General features: G+C 68.3%; 12 protein-coding genes and 2 pseudogenes. 8 read left to right on the forward strand and 6 right to left on the reverse strand.

Annotated features, from left to right (window positions below; all coding sequences use genetic code 11):
• Positions 1-148: 148 nt before the first annotated feature.
• The gene (locus AB0N07_RS47740; RefSeq protein WP_365846762.1) at positions 149-1,330 is read left to right on the forward strand and encodes a helix-turn-helix transcriptional regulator; all 1,182 of its coding nucleotides are present in this window, start codon (positions 149-151) and stop codon (positions 1,328-1,330) included.
• Between the two features lie 78 nt (positions 1,331-1,408).
• Entirely contained in the window at positions 1,409-1,651 is a 243-nt protein-coding gene (locus tag AB0N07_RS47745; protein ID WP_365846764.1) for a hypothetical protein, read from the forward strand.
• 787 nt (positions 1,652-2,438) lie between these two features.
• Here the strand turns inward: AB0N07_RS47745 and AB0N07_RS47750 are convergent.
• Positions 2,439-2,684 carry a hypothetical protein gene (locus AB0N07_RS47750; protein ID WP_365846766.1) on the reverse strand — a complete coding sequence of 82 codons (246 nt, stop codon included), beginning with the start codon at positions 2,682-2,684 and terminating at the stop codon, positions 2,439-2,441.
• 945 nt (positions 2,685-3,629) lie between these two features.
• Between AB0N07_RS47750 and AB0N07_RS47755 the strand changes: the two genes are divergently transcribed.
• Positions 3,630-5,117, forward strand: coding sequence for a replication initiator (locus tag AB0N07_RS47755; protein ID WP_365846768.1), 1,488 nt, complete (start codon positions 3,630-3,632; stop codon positions 5,115-5,117).
• Positions 5,118-5,308: 191 nt separating this feature from the next.
• Here AB0N07_RS47755 and AB0N07_RS47760 read toward each other — a convergent pair whose 3' ends face one another.
• Complete coding sequence (locus AB0N07_RS47760; RefSeq protein WP_365846770.1) at positions 5,309-6,877, reverse strand: recombinase family protein; 1,569 nt, start codon at positions 6,875-6,877, stop codon at positions 5,309-5,311.
• A gap of 40 nt (positions 6,878-6,917) precedes the next feature.
• Here AB0N07_RS47760 and AB0N07_RS47765 point away from each other — a divergent pair.
• Positions 6,918-7,232 (forward strand): annotated as a pseudogene (locus AB0N07_RS47765) (hypothetical protein); the annotation flags it as partial.
• Between the two features lie 18 nt (positions 7,233-7,250).
• On the opposite strand, the gene AB0N07_RS47770 reads toward AB0N07_RS47765, so the two are convergent.
• Together AB0N07_RS47770 and AB0N07_RS47775 are read right to left on the reverse strand one after the other, a co-directional pair.
• Positions 7,251-7,445 carry a DUF1918 domain-containing protein gene (locus AB0N07_RS47770; protein ID WP_099927555.1) on the reverse strand — a complete coding sequence of 65 codons (195 nt, stop codon included), beginning with the start codon at positions 7,443-7,445 and terminating at the stop codon, positions 7,251-7,253.
• A 95-nt stretch (positions 7,446-7,540) separates the two neighbouring features.
• On the reverse strand, positions 7,541-8,491 hold the full coding sequence (locus AB0N07_RS47775) for a DMT family transporter (protein WP_365846773.1): 951 nt from the start codon (positions 8,489-8,491) through the stop codon (positions 7,541-7,543).
• Here AB0N07_RS47775 and AB0N07_RS47780 point away from each other — a divergent pair.
• The 3 genes from AB0N07_RS47780 to AB0N07_RS47790 all read left to right on the forward strand — a co-directional run bounded on the left by AB0N07_RS47780 (position 8,490) and on the right by AB0N07_RS47790 (position 11,212).
• A complete protein-coding gene (locus tag AB0N07_RS47780; protein ID WP_365846775.1) occupies positions 8,490-9,923 on the forward strand; it encodes a PLP-dependent aminotransferase family protein in 1,434 nt (477 codons plus the stop codon). The two genes, AB0N07_RS47775 and AB0N07_RS47780, sit on opposite strands and share 2 nt — an antisense overlap.
• Before the next feature lie 154 nt (positions 9,924-10,077).
• Positions 10,078-10,515: a GNAT family N-acetyltransferase gene (locus tag AB0N07_RS47785; RefSeq protein ID WP_365846777.1), complete on the forward strand. Its 438-nt coding sequence runs from the start codon at positions 10,078-10,080 to the stop codon at positions 10,513-10,515.
• Positions 10,516-10,618: 103 nt separating this feature from the next.
• Entirely contained in the window at positions 10,619-11,212 is a 594-nt protein-coding gene (locus AB0N07_RS47790; RefSeq protein WP_365846779.1) for a histidine phosphatase family protein, read from the forward strand.
• On the opposite strand, the gene AB0N07_RS47795 is transcribed toward AB0N07_RS47790, so the two are convergent.
• Together AB0N07_RS47795 and AB0N07_RS47800 are read right to left on the reverse strand one after the other, a co-directional pair.
• The gene (locus tag AB0N07_RS47795) at positions 11,194-11,637 is read right to left on the reverse strand and encodes a DUF6314 family protein (protein WP_365846781.1); all 444 of its coding nucleotides are present in this window, start codon (positions 11,635-11,637) and stop codon (positions 11,194-11,196) included. The genes AB0N07_RS47790 and AB0N07_RS47795 overlap by 19 nt on opposite strands.
• Before the next feature lie 2 nt (positions 11,638-11,639).
• Positions 11,640-11,873, reverse strand: a complete 234-nt coding sequence (locus AB0N07_RS47800) for a hypothetical protein (protein ID WP_365846783.1) — start codon at positions 11,871-11,873, stop codon at positions 11,640-11,642.
• Between the two features lie 61 nt (positions 11,874-11,934).
• On the opposite strand from AB0N07_RS47800, the pseudogene AB0N07_RS47805 reads away from it, so the two are divergent.
• Positions 11,935-12,155, forward strand: a pseudogene (locus tag AB0N07_RS47805) (hypothetical protein); the annotation flags it as partial.
• Between the last annotated feature and the right edge of the window lie 69 nt (positions 12,156-12,224).

Genomic DNA, 12,224 nt, shown 5'->3' on the forward strand with positions numbered 1-12,224 from the left:
CTGATCCACAAGACCGGCCCCGCCACCTACGCCCTCGCCTGCTGACCCGACACGCTCGACACCGACCAGAAGATCCTTAACTTCCCGGCCTTGCTCCAAAGAGGGAAGAGGCGCCCCGGCTCCCCGGCCGTCGCCGTACGCTCGAATCATGAGTGCCGACATTGGCAAGCGCCTTCAGGAGGTACGCAAGCGACGCGGCCTGACGCAGCGTCAGCTAGCGAGCGAGTCCGGCGTATCCCTGTCCTTGATCAGGAAGCTGGAGCAGGGAGAGCGGGCTGACACACGCCTGGAGACCGCGCGCCGACTGGCGCAGACGCTACGGGTGCCGACTACCAGCCTCATGGCCGATCACGAGGAAGAGCGGCAGACGGCGCCTGGAGCCGGTGATCGGTGGGAGGCTGTCCGGCGTGCGCTTGTGGCCCCTGTGCGGGCGGACGGGGTGGCCGAAGAGCCGACCGTGACAGGCGTGCAAGAAGCCCTGGAGTCGGCGCTCCCGCTTTTTTCTGGTGATCGTTTCGCGGAGTTGAGCGTGATCCTTCCGCCCTTGCTGCGGGATGCTGATCTCATCGCCGAGAGCGGTCCCGAGGGGCGAGCAGTGCGTGTGAGGCTGTCGCAGTTGACGGGCTGGCTGCTCACCCAGACGCGGCAATTCGAGGCGGCGGACGTCGCCTTGTCCCGGTCCCTGGAGGAGTCCTCGGACCGGCTTCAGGCGGCAGCGACAGTGAGCACACAGTGCTGGCTTCTGCTGAGGCGTGGTCGGCTGGCTGAGGCGCGGGAACTGGCGACCCGGTGGGCGGATGAGGTGGAGCCGCGCATCTCGCGGGCGACTCCAGCGGAGCTGAGCGCATGGGGCTGGTTGCTGCTGCGGGCCTCCGCTGCGGCGATCCGGGACAACCGGCCCGGCGAGGCCGACGATGCCTTGCGCTACGCCAACTCGGCAGCGGTGGCGATGGGGCGGGAGTTCGCTCCGCGTGACGACTTCCTGCAGGCGTTCGGTCCGGTCACGGTGACCTTGAAGCGCGCCGAGAACGCAATGATCGTCGACAAGCCGGACTTGGTACTCAAGCTCTCGGCGCGCATCCCGACCGGCGGCATGCGGCCCACGTCCAACAACCGAAACCGTCACCTCCTGGACGTGGCAGAGGCGCATGCTCGCTCGCGCGACTACGTGAAAACGGTCGAGGTCTTGCAGCGCATCCGGGCGGACGCTCCTCAGTGGCTGCCCAACCAGCGGTACGCGCGCGACATCTTCGCTCGGGTGATCGCTCGTCGGCGCACCCTCAGCACTGACATGCGGGAGCTGGCCGACGCAATCGGCGTACCCGTGTGACGTGGCGTGGTACTTCGGGGCGACGCCCCGTCAAAGTGCCATTGAGGTGTATTCCTTCCGCTACGTAGCGTCATTGCCATGGCGACTCAAGGAACAACAACCAAGGCAGGCATCCCTGAGCGCGGCGAGCTGGTGTACGACCCGGTGACGCGCAGGGTCGGGGAGTACCAGGACAAGGCCGGTCCGTACGCGATGCTGCGGCCGGTCGGCGGTGGCCGTGAGTGGGAGGCGGACCCGGACCGGATCCGTCCGGCCACCGATTCGGAGCGGCTGAGCGCAGGTGTGAATGCGGCCAACGAGCGGACGGGGCGAGGGCTGTGAGCGTGCGCTCGGTGATCCGTCAGGAGACGTGGACGCTGACGCCGGACCGTGAGCCGGATGCGGAGCCGACCACGTACGCGATGGAGTGCGCGGTATGTGAGGAGTCCTCGGCGGCCAGCAAGGACTTCGCTGATCCTCAGAGCTGGGCACTGGCACACTCCGGCCGGAATCCGTCGCACCACACCTTCCGCGAAAGCATCGTCCGTCCGTGGCGCACCTGGAGGCACGTGTGATGCGCCGTGCTGTGGGCTGGTTAGGCCGTTTCGCCGGGCCGCTGCTGATTGTTCTCATCTCGGGTTCGTGCGGTTTCGTGCTGGGCGTCGGGGCGGCGTCCGGTTCCGGGCTGCCGTAGCTCTCCCGCCCCCGCCGGGCGTTGCTGATCGAGGTCTCCCCCCACTTTGAGAAGCCCTGGCGGGGGCGGGTCTTTGCCCTGGTAGTGGCGCGGTTTGGGCACGCCGCCGGCCGTAGAGGCTTTTGGGCGGGAGCTGCCATGGGGCGAGTGAACAGGGGGCCTTACGCTCGCCAGCGGATCGGGCAGGTTTTGGAGCCTGCCCGCAATAGCCCGATCGGCCCCCTGTTCTTCGAGGCTCGCCCCATGGTGGCTGCCTAAAAGCCTCGTAGGCCGTCGGCCCCCAGCCCAAGGTTTCCCGAACGGAAACCGGTGGGGCTCACGTGACAACACGTGACAGATGCGGCGTACGTGCTGGGGCAGCTCATCAGAAGGGTCATCCAGGGACCGGGAAGCCCGGGAGCTCTGCGACGGCTGGCCCTCGCTCCGCCGCTGGCCTCACCTGTTCTGAAGCGAGTTGATGGTGTCGATGACGTCCTGGACAGTGACCCACTTTTCCGCAGCGTCATCGACAACGTCGACGCCGAACATCTGCTCCAACCTCAGTGCCAGATTACCCACGCGAGACGCGTCCGTGATGTCGGCAAGCAGCATGCGGTTGTGCAACTTCCCCTTGTGGTCCTCGAAGAGGGCCAGTTCGTCGACAATGACATTGCTCATGTCGTCGTCAATGCCTTCCAACATGTGAGCTTCTCCTTACTGGATCCGGACGCTGATCAAGTGATCGCTCTGAGTGATCATTGCGGACCGCGTCCGAGGCGGAGGGGCGACGCACGGAAGGCCCCTGAAGGAGCACCCATGCGCCACGTGGTTTTTCTGCCATAGCCTCAGCAGGGCGCAGAGGGCTCCGAAGACCAGCAGGGCGAAGGTGAGAGGGGTCGCAGCGGCCCCGGGGCAGAGGTATCGGGGCCGGTTCAGAAACAGCACCGATTGGCCGGAGCCGGTGTGAGGGCTGGCCGGTGAGGGGCCGTGGAGCGGATCGGTGGCCGTGGTGCCGGACGCCGTGAGTCTCGGGTCAGAGTCCATCGGATAGGGCGGGCAAGGTGTGCCGTGCTGGATCTGGCGCACGTCTGGGCTCGCCTGGTGTGCGCCGGGGCGGCGGCGCCCCGGACCGGACCGGCCGAAGGCCGCATGCCGGGCCGGGGTGCGGCAAGCCGCATCCGGCGGCGCGCCGAAGGCGCGCCCTGGAGAAAGTAAAGCCAGATTCCGCCACGCCCTGAACCGCTGCCCGCTCCCGTCTCCCGCTGGGCGCACGGCCCGAACCGCAACCGGCCGGATCGGCAGGAACGGCTCACTGCTGCCCGGATCCTCCGCCCCTCGAAGCCCTGACAGCCCATCAAATGCACCTGGCGAAAGGATAATCGGGTCCGCGCTCCGCAGTGAGCTGGCGCGGCTGACGGAATTCTAATTCCGGGAGATTTCGGTACAGCTCAAAGAGTTCCCGCCGGGCCGGTGGGGTGCATCACGAAAAAATAACGGGCCGCTGATGGCGCCGACTCATACAATTCAAAGGCAAGTTGGCTGCGCCTGACCAGGGCGTATGCAGCATACGCGCCCTGTAAGCGCAAAGGAGAGAAGCCATGAATACCCGTTACCTACTTCCCGACTTGAGGCTCTGGAGGCCGCGTCATGTCTGCCGCATCCGGCAACAACAGCACACCTGCAACCCGCCCGTCCGCCGCATCGTCCGCTCCGGCCGGGCATTCCGACGCGCTGGCACGCGAACTACGTCTACAAGCTCTCTCAGAGGCGGACCGTGACCTCATACGGCTCCTCAACGATCCGCTCTTTGTGCGATGGCAAGAGCAGATCAAAGCAATCGGCGGCTGTGCCCATCCGATTTACCTGTCCGGTTCCACGGTCACCCGTCATGCGGTCACGAGTGAAGTGATCTCGTCCTATTCAACGGACGAGGAGCCTGGTGAGCGGCTGGCGGTGCGCTGCCGTAACCGGCGTGCCTCGGTATGCGAGCCGTGCGCTTACCTGCATGCCGGGGACACCTTCCAGCTCGTTCGCGCGGGCCTGACCGGCGGCAAGGGCGTGCCCGATGCAGTGCGGGACCGTCCCCGGCTGTTCGTCACCCTGACCGCTCCGTCCTTCGGGCCGGTGCACCGGGTGCGCGACGGGGAGCGGTGCCGTCCTCGCCGGGATGATCCGCGCTGCGAGCACGGGCGGCGGCTGGGCTGCGGCCTGGTGCACACCGAGGATGAGCCGATGGTGGGTCTGCCGCTGTGCCCGGACTGCTACGACTACACCGGTCATGTGCTGTGGCACGCGCACGCCGGGCGACTGTGGGACCGGTTCACCACAGCCGTGCGCCGCTATCTGGCCTCGGCGGGTGGGGTGCCGCGCTCCAAGCTCGGTGGGCACCTGGTGGTGTCCTTCGCCAAGGTTGCCGAGTTCCAGCGGCGCGGTGCGGTCCACTTCCACGGCATCGTGCGGATGGACGGGCCGGACGGTCCCGCCTCGTCTGCTCCGGGCTGGGCGACAGAAGACGTGCTCTTGGATGCGGTCGAGCATGCCGCCGCGTCCAGCTTCGTCACGGTCCCGGCCTCCGAGGCGTATGGCACGGAACGGGTTGCCTGGGGCGGGCAGTTCGATGCCCACCCCATCCGTCCCGTCACCGAAAATGACAACCCATCAGATTCGGCGGTCGCCGGATACGTGGCCAAGTACGTTACGAAGGGAGCAGCCGACACGGGCGCCGGACTCGACTACCGGGTCACCAGCCTGGAGGACATCCGGGCGGCGGTCGTCAACAGCCACATGCGGGCCCTGATGGGTACCTGCTGGCGCCTGGGCGGCCTGGTGGAGCTGGAGCACCTCCGGCTGCGGTCGTGGGCGCACAGCCTCGGCTACCGGGGCCACATCCTCACCAAATCCCGCCGCTACTCCACCACGTACGGCGCATTGCGTGAGGAGCGGGCCGACTACCGCAAGGGCGACACCAAGCCCATGGGCGGGCCGGACATCGTCACAGAGTCGAACTGGCGTTACGCCGGATCCGGCTACACCCCCGGAGAGGCTGATTTCGCTCTCGGTATTGCCGAAGACCTGGCAAGCCTACGCGAGATCAGGCGGGACATGATCGCCGAGGGGTGGAAATATGCCGGATAAGGAGCGCCACAAGAAGAATGGAAAGGAATCGCGTTCCGGTGAGGTGATCTCCCGCCAGCGGGCCGTCGAAAGATTGACTGTTCGTGTCTATCGAGTAAGCGGCGATGGAGAAAAGAAGCTCGTCCGGATAAAGGAGTCCTGACGGAAAGAAACCCCGGAACCAGTTTTGGTACCGGGGTTTCTTTGGATTCTCAGAATCCAGTCTTGAAGGCATCCTCTCGGATTACCAATCGTTCCCGCACGTCTTCCGGGATCAGTAGATCCGCTTCAAGCTCATTGGATTCGTTGTAGCCCACTTCAAACTTTATACCAGCGCGGGCGAGATCACGGGACATGGCTTCCATGCCGCCGTCCTCCCACTGCTGTTGGTATGTGCGACCGCCATGAACGAGTACCCACCTGTCTTTGGTGCTCTCTGGGTCGATTTCGTCCATCTGGTGGAGCAGGGACTGAAGGGTTTCTTCCGCTGTCTCCTTGACGAACCCTTGTCGGTCGAAGCGGCCCCCTGGGGCAAGGCCCTCCATGTAGTACTTGATAGACGCTTCCACCTGGCGGAGTTGCTCCCGCTTTTCCGCGCCACGGGCGTATTCCCTGTATTCAACGGGGTGGTGCCCGAGCTCCTCAAGCACGGCCTCCACGAGAGCAGCGTAAAGCTCTTTCGGATCTGCTCCCTTTCCCCCGCATACACGGCAGCGAAGGTACTTGTACCGAACTCCCCGACTGGTGGACGTTCGTACGGTGTAGTTGCCCTTGCAGTTGCGGCACACGATGACGCCAAGGAACTTGGTCGCCCCGGGCGTCCACGGATTCTCGTTGGTCCTGCTGGCCCGGTCCAACGCTGCCTGTAGCTTGTCGAACTCTTCCTGATTCAGGATGGGTTCCGCGACCTTGATGGGATTGCCCTTGGTATCGAGAACTTCCTTCGAGCGCTTCCGTCCAGTCCTCCCGGCGACCTCGACGCGTAGTCCTTTTATGGCCGGGTTGCGAAGCTGGATCAGTAGAGTGGTTGAGGTCCACTTTCCCCCGATGGCCCCCGGGATTCCTGCGCGATTGAGGATCTTGGCCATCTTGGAGGCAGAGACGCCGCGTAGTGCGGCCGCGTAAGCCCATCGCAAGACCTTGTAAGCAGAAGGGTCAATTGCGAGGCGGACCTTTCCGTCCTTGTCTCTCTCCGTAACATATCCGTAAGCGGGCCGACCGATAATCCAAGCGTCTTGTGTCTTGGCGTGCTGCCATACGGAAGCGACTCGGATGCCGGTGTTCGCGGCCTCTATCTCCGCCATGCCAGCGATGAGAGAGACGATTGTCTTGCCCATGGTGCTGGATAGGTCGATCGGGTCGTTTAGGGACTTGAGATTCTTCCCGTACTCCTGGCACCAGTTGATGATCACTTGTAGGTCCAGGATGCGGCGGACGAAGCGGTCCAGCTTCCAGAACATCAGGACGTCGAATTCCGGGGACCGGTCGTTGAGCCAGCGTCCCAGTTCCTTGCGCTTCCACGGCGGGACCTTCGTAGCCGAGACATTCAAGTCCCTGGCGACGCCCACGACCCTGACCCTGTCGTCGTTCGCCTTGCGCCAGAGATCCAGCTCTTGGCGAACCGGAGACGTCGTGTCGTCGGTCAGGACGGACAGACGGACTGAGAGCAGAGCGCGAGGGGAGTCCTCCGGGAGCTGCTCGTTCAAGGCTTTGAGGTGTGCAAGCTCGGTCAGCTCACCCTCGGTCCACGAGTGCTCAAGGCTTGCTGTCGCGGTCGTCATGTGCCAAGACTAGCCCTGTTGTCACACTAGATACACGTGGCCGCAGGTCTACTGGAACATCGGCTTCGCCGCCGCCGACTACGCCAAGCTGCTGCCGTGGTGGTCGGAGGTCGCGCGCGGCACCGGCACGCAGGTGTACGTGGGTGAGGCCCTGTACAAGGCGGGCGACCCGGCCCAGTCGGCGCCCTGGCAGGACGTCGCCGAACTCTCCCGCCACCTCACCCTGGCCAAGGACTATCCGCAGGTGCGCGGACACGTCTTCTTCGCCGCCAAGGACGTGGCGACGGACCGGATCGGCGCGATGGCGCGGGTGGTCGCCGACCACTACCAGCAGCCGGCGAGGCCCCCGCGCTGATCGGCGCCCGGCGGAGCGCTAGTGTTGGATTTCCCTGTGGCGGATCTCGGTGTCCGGGCCGGGCGAGCAGATGCCCGTGTGCCCGTCCTCGAAGCGGACGCGGTACGGAGGGTTGCCCTCCTGGCCCAGTACTTCGACGATCTCGCCGACCTTGTCGTGTTGGCCGACCACCCTGCCGTGCTGGACAAGCTGGTCGCCCACGGTTGCACGCATCTGTAGGGCCTCCTCACCGGGTGCGGGAGCAGCGGTCCGTGGCCTTGAGTCTACGGCGCGGGGCCACGGTTGGAACCGGCGCGTACCTGCGCCGCTCAGCCCCGCGCCCGCTGCGTGACGACGATGCACACCAGCACCGCCGCGGCCGTCAGCGGGGCGGCCACCGTCAGGTGCTCGCCCAGCAGCAGCACCGACCACACCAGTGTGAGCAGGGGTTGGGCCAACTGCAACTGGCTGGCCTTGGGAATGCCGATCGCCGCCATCCCCCGGTACCAGACGACCAGGCCGAGGAACTGTGAGCCCGCCGCGACCCACAGCAGCCCGGCCACACTGTGCGCACTCAGCCGTACGGGCTCGTACGACAGCGCCAGCGCGGCGGCTGGCATGCTCAGCGGCAGGCACAGCACCAGCGCCCAGGCGATGACCTGCCAGCCCGGCATGACCCGGGCCAGCCGGCCGCCCTCGGTGTAGCCGGCCGCGCACACCAGCAGTGCGCCGAACAGATACAGGTCCGCGGTGGTCAGTGCGCCGCCGCTCTGCTGCACCGTGAAGGCGACGACCGCGGCCGCGCCCGCGAGGGCCGCCGTCCAGAAGGTGCGGGAGGGGCGGGTGCCCATGCGCAGCGCGGAGAACAGGGCGGTCGTGAGCGGGAGCAGGCCGACCACGACGGCGGCGTGCGCGGTGGTCGACGTCTGCAGGGCCAGCGTGGTCAGCAGCGGGAAGCCGACGACGACCCCGGCGGCGACCACGGCCAGGCCCGCCAGATGCCTCCGGCCGGGCAGCGGCACGCGCAGGGCCAGCAGACAGGCCCCCGCGACCAGCGCCGCGAGAACGCTGCGCACGGCCACCAGGGACCAGGGACCGAAGCCCTCCAGGCCCCAGGCGGTGGCGGGGAAGGTGAGGGAGAAGGCGACCACGCCGAGGGCGGCCAGGAGGGTGCCGGTGCGGCGGTTCGCCGCGGCCACCTGGGTGCCCGTGACGATCGGCCGGGTCTCGCTGCCGACCGCTATCCGGCTGGTGGTAGTAGCGCTACTCTGTGCTCTCATGCACGAGCGTAGCAGTGTCGGTGAACTGGTGAAGCAGCTCCGGAGGGAACTGGACCGCTACTCACCTGGTGGAAAGCTCCCGTCGAGCCGGTCCCTCGTCGAGCGGTTCCGGGTCAGTCCGGTGACCGTCTCGCGTGCCCTGGGGCAACTGGCCGCCGAGGGGCTGGTGGTGACCCGGCCGGGCGCCGGCGCCTTCCGTGCCGAGCCGCGCGGCGGGGTCGCTCCCGCCGGTGACACCTCCTGGCAGGAGGTCGCCCTCAGCGCGGACGGCGCCGCCGACCTCGTACCGCGCTCCGTGGACGCCTCCGGGGTCACGGTGTCGCTCGCCGCCCCGCCGCCCGGAGTCGTCGAGTTCAACGGCGGCTATCTGCACCCGTCCCTGCAGCCCGAGCGGGCGATGGCGGCGGCCCTGTCCCGGGCGGGCCGTCGCCCCGGCGCCTGGGGGCGGCCGCCGATGGAGGGGCTGCCGGAGCTGCGCGAGTGGTTCGCGCGGAGCATCGGCGGCCAGGTCACCGCAGCCGGAGTGCTGATCGCCGCGGGCGGCCAGTCCGCGCTGACCACCGCGCTGCGCGCGCTCGCCCCGCCCGGTGCGCCGGTGCTCGTCGAATCGCCCACATATCCCGGCATGCTGGCGATCGCGCGGGCGGCGGGCCAGCGGCCGGTGCCGGTCCCGGTGGACGCGGACGGGGTGCGGCCCGCGCTGCTCGCGGACGCGTTCCGGGCCACCGGCGCGCGGGTCTTCGTCTGCCAGCCGCTGTTCCAGAACCCGACCGGCGCCGTACTCGCCCCCGAACGGCGCGGGGAGGTGCTGCGGATCGCCCGCGAGGCCGGCGCGTTCGTCGTCGAGGACGACTTCGTACGACGGCTCGTGCACGAGGACGCGGGGCCGCTGCCGAGTCCGCTGGCCGCCGACGACCCCGACGGAGTCGTCGTCCACGTCTGCTCGCTCACCAAGGCGACCTCGCCCAGCTTCCGGGTGAGCGCGCTGGCCGCCCACGGCCCGGTCCTGGAACGGCTGCGTGCCATCCAGGTCGTCGACACCTTCTTCGTGCCCCGCCCGCTGCAGGAGGCGGCGCTCGAACTTGTGGGCTCGCCCGCCTGGCCGCGCCATCTGCGGTCGATCTCCGCGGAGTTGAAGGCCCGCCGTGACGCCATGACGGCGGCGCTGCGGCTGGAGCTCCCCGAACTGTCCCTCCCGCACATCCCCTCGGGTGGCTACCACCTGTGGCTGCGGCTGCCCGACGGCACGGACGAATCCGCCCTCACGGCGGCGGCGCTGCGTGCGGGCGTTGCCATCACGCCAGGCCGTCCGTACTTCAGTGCGGAGTCTTCGGCACCGCACGCTCGGTTGAGCTTTGCCGCCGTCGCGGGGAGCGGGGAGGTCGCGGAGGGGGTGCGGCGGTTGCGGGTGGCTTGCGACGAGGTGGGGTAGCGGGCCGTTGACCGTCTGCTGCGCCGTCGTGGCTGGTCGCGCCCCGCGGCGGAGCCGCAGGCCGATACAGCCCCGCGCCCCTGAAACCCCGACAGCATCCGGTTCCGGTCAAAACCACTCGACGCCTTCGGCCCCGGCCTGCGAGTGTCCCGACATGACCGACACCCCGAGCCTTCCCGCGGGCTATGAGATCTCCACCGACCCCGACCGTCTCGACGTCGACCGCGTCCACCGGTGGCTGGCCACCGATGCCTACTGGGCCAAGGGCCGGGCGCGGGAGAAGCAGGAGCGGGCGATGGCCGGATCGCTCAACTTCGGGGTGTACGACATGGTTTCCGGTGAGCAGGTGGCTTACGCCCGGGTTGTCACCGACCGGGCGACCTTCGCCTGGTTGTGTGATGTCTACGTCGACCGGTCCGTGCGCGGCAAGAGCATCGGTACGGCCATGGTGGGCGCCGTGCGCGATCATCTGGAGCCGTACGGGCTGCGGCGCATCATGCTCGCCACCGCCGATGCGCACGGGGTCTACGCGAAGCTCGGATTCGAGCCGCTGGCGCAGCCGGACATCTGGATGGCCCTCGTTTTCGAGTGACTTGTCCGGCAGGTCCTGACCTTGAAGTAAGTTTTCGGGCACCGTCGGTGAATGCTCACCAACACCCCTTGACCTGCGCACTTTCCCGACACACCATCGCCGCATGCAACTTCGGGTCACTTTCGTCGCCGCCGCGCGCAGTTCCCCGCTGCTCGCCGAGCGCTTCGAGGACGACCGTCCGCTGGACCAGGCCGGCTGGGACGAGGTGCAGCGCGTCGCCCGTGATCTGGTGCCGCTCGCGGCGGCGGAGCTGCGCTACTGTTCGCCCACGCCGCGCAGCCGCGCCACCGGCGACGCCCTCGGCTATGCGCCGCTGGTCCAACTCGCCCTGCGGGACTGCGACATGGGCCGCTGGCGTGGGCTGACCCTCGGCGAGGCGATGGCCCGCGAGCCGGAGGCGGTGGACGCCTGGCTGGCCGACCCGCGGGCCACTCCGCACGGCGGCGAGTCGCTGATGGGCTTCATCGCCCGGGTCGGCAACTGGCTCGACACCCGGCCCGTCGAGGACGGCGGCCGGATCGTCGCCGTGGCCGAGCCGTCCGTCGTCCGTGCGGCCCTGGTGTACGCGCTGAAGGCGCCGCCGTCGACGTACTGGAACATCGACGTGCGCCCCTTGTCGACGACCACCGTGACGGGTCACGCCGGGCGGTGGAACCTGCGTTTCGACGGGACGCCGGTTCAGCCCTCGCGGGCGTAGTCGGTGGTCAGGACGAGGTCCTTGGCGGGGCCGCCCACCCGCCACACGGTCCGCCAGTGGTCGGCGTCCCGGACCGTGAACTCGCCCCGGTAGAGGTCCGCCGCACAGGGGTGGTCGGCGACGTGGTGACCGGCGGTCAGGTCCAGGTGGTGGAAGGGGCGCCCGTCGGCGAAACGCACGTCCGCGGTGCCCGGTGAACCGCCGGGCAGGAAGCGCAGGGTGCGTTCGGCGGGGCGCGCGACGCCCCGCCAGGTGAACGTGCCGGACTCCTCGTGCAGCAGCCCGCCCTCGGGGAGCGGGCTGAAGAGTGTCGTGCCCTCGAAGCGGCCCTCGTCGCCGCTCGCGAGATCCCGCACCGTGCGCTGCACGCGCCAGCGCCCGGCGAGATGCGCCAGCACGTCCGCCACGGGCCAGAACTCGCCCATGTTCAGCCCTTCTTCCGTCGGGGCTGCAAGGGGTCGGGGGAGCCGGTGGGCGTCTTGCGGTCGCCCTGGGCCCGGATCGCGTAGTGCGCGGCGTGACTGGTGGCGCGGAAAGCCTCCTCGTACGCGGCGAGCGCCCCGCCCAGTCCGCCACCGGCGGTGCCACGACGACGGATCCGCAGCGCCGGCCCGACCACCAGACCGCCGGCCAGGACGAGGCAGGGCGTCAGCGCATCCATGCCGTCGACCTTACGCCCGCGCCTGCTACACGACTACGACCTGCAGGTGAAGGCCACCAAGAGGTCCTACGACATCGACGTCAAGATGCGCGGCCGCCAGGTGACGCCGTACCTCGACGGGCAGGAGTGGGGCAGCTTCACGGACGACAAGCCGGCTGAGCCGGTCCGCCAGGTCGTCATGAAGGACGCGAAGACCGGTGACCCGATCGTCGCGTCCACGGCGGTCACGCCCGTGACGTCCACCTTCCAGGGGGCGCCGACAGGTTCTCGTACACCTTCCCGAGGATCAGACAGAAGGAGCAGGGGTCTTCGGCGCGGGGGGGTGGGCGAGCGGCCGCCGCCCGCGCGCGG

The organism is Streptomyces sp. NPDC051172 (assembly GCF_040682555.1).
Taxonomy (GTDB): domain Bacteria; phylum Actinomycetota; class Actinomycetes; order Streptomycetales; family Streptomycetaceae; genus Streptomyces.

What these genes read in the sequence shown, in the direction of transcription:
- AB0N07_RS47755 (WP_365846768.1), top strand. Translation starts at nt 3,630, where the DNA reads ATGTCTGCCGCATCCGGCAACAACAGCACACCTGCAACCCGCCCGTCC.
- AB0N07_RS47750 (WP_365846766.1), bottom strand. Translation starts at nt 2,684, where the DNA reads ATGTTGGAAGGCATTGACGACGACATGAGCAATGTCATTGTCGACGAA.
- AB0N07_RS47800 (WP_365846783.1), bottom strand. Translation starts at nt 11,873, where the DNA reads ATGGATGCGCTGACGCCCTGCCTCGTCCTGGCCGGCGGTCTGGTGGTC.
- AB0N07_RS47780 (WP_365846775.1), top strand. Translation starts at nt 8,490, where the DNA reads ATGCACGAGCGTAGCAGTGTCGGTGAACTGGTGAAGCAGCTCCGGAGG.
- AB0N07_RS47740 (WP_365846762.1), top strand. Translation starts at nt 149, where the DNA reads ATGAGTGCCGACATTGGCAAGCGCCTTCAGGAGGTACGCAAGCGACGC.
- AB0N07_RS47785 (WP_365846777.1), top strand. Translation starts at nt 10,078, where the DNA reads ATGACCGACACCCCGAGCCTTCCCGCGGGCTATGAGATCTCCACCGAC.
- AB0N07_RS47775 (WP_365846773.1), bottom strand. Translation starts at nt 8,491, where the DNA reads ATGAGAGCACAGAGTAGCGCTACTACCACCAGCCGGATAGCGGTCGGC.
- AB0N07_RS47790 (WP_365846779.1), top strand. Translation starts at nt 10,619, where the DNA reads ATGCAACTTCGGGTCACTTTCGTCGCCGCCGCGCGCAGTTCCCCGCTG.
- AB0N07_RS47760 (WP_365846770.1), bottom strand. Translation starts at nt 6,877, where the DNA reads ATGACGACCGCGACAGCAAGCCTTGAGCACTCGTGGACCGAGGGTGAG.
- AB0N07_RS47745 (WP_365846764.1), top strand. Translation starts at nt 1,409, where the DNA reads ATGGCGACTCAAGGAACAACAACCAAGGCAGGCATCCCTGAGCGCGGC.
- AB0N07_RS47795 (WP_365846781.1), bottom strand. Translation starts at nt 11,637, where the DNA reads ATGGGCGAGTTCTGGCCCGTGGCGGACGTGCTGGCGCATCTCGCCGGG.
- AB0N07_RS47770 (WP_099927555.1), bottom strand. Translation starts at nt 7,445, where the DNA reads ATGCGTGCAACCGTGGGCGACCAGCTTGTCCAGCACGGCAGGGTGGTC.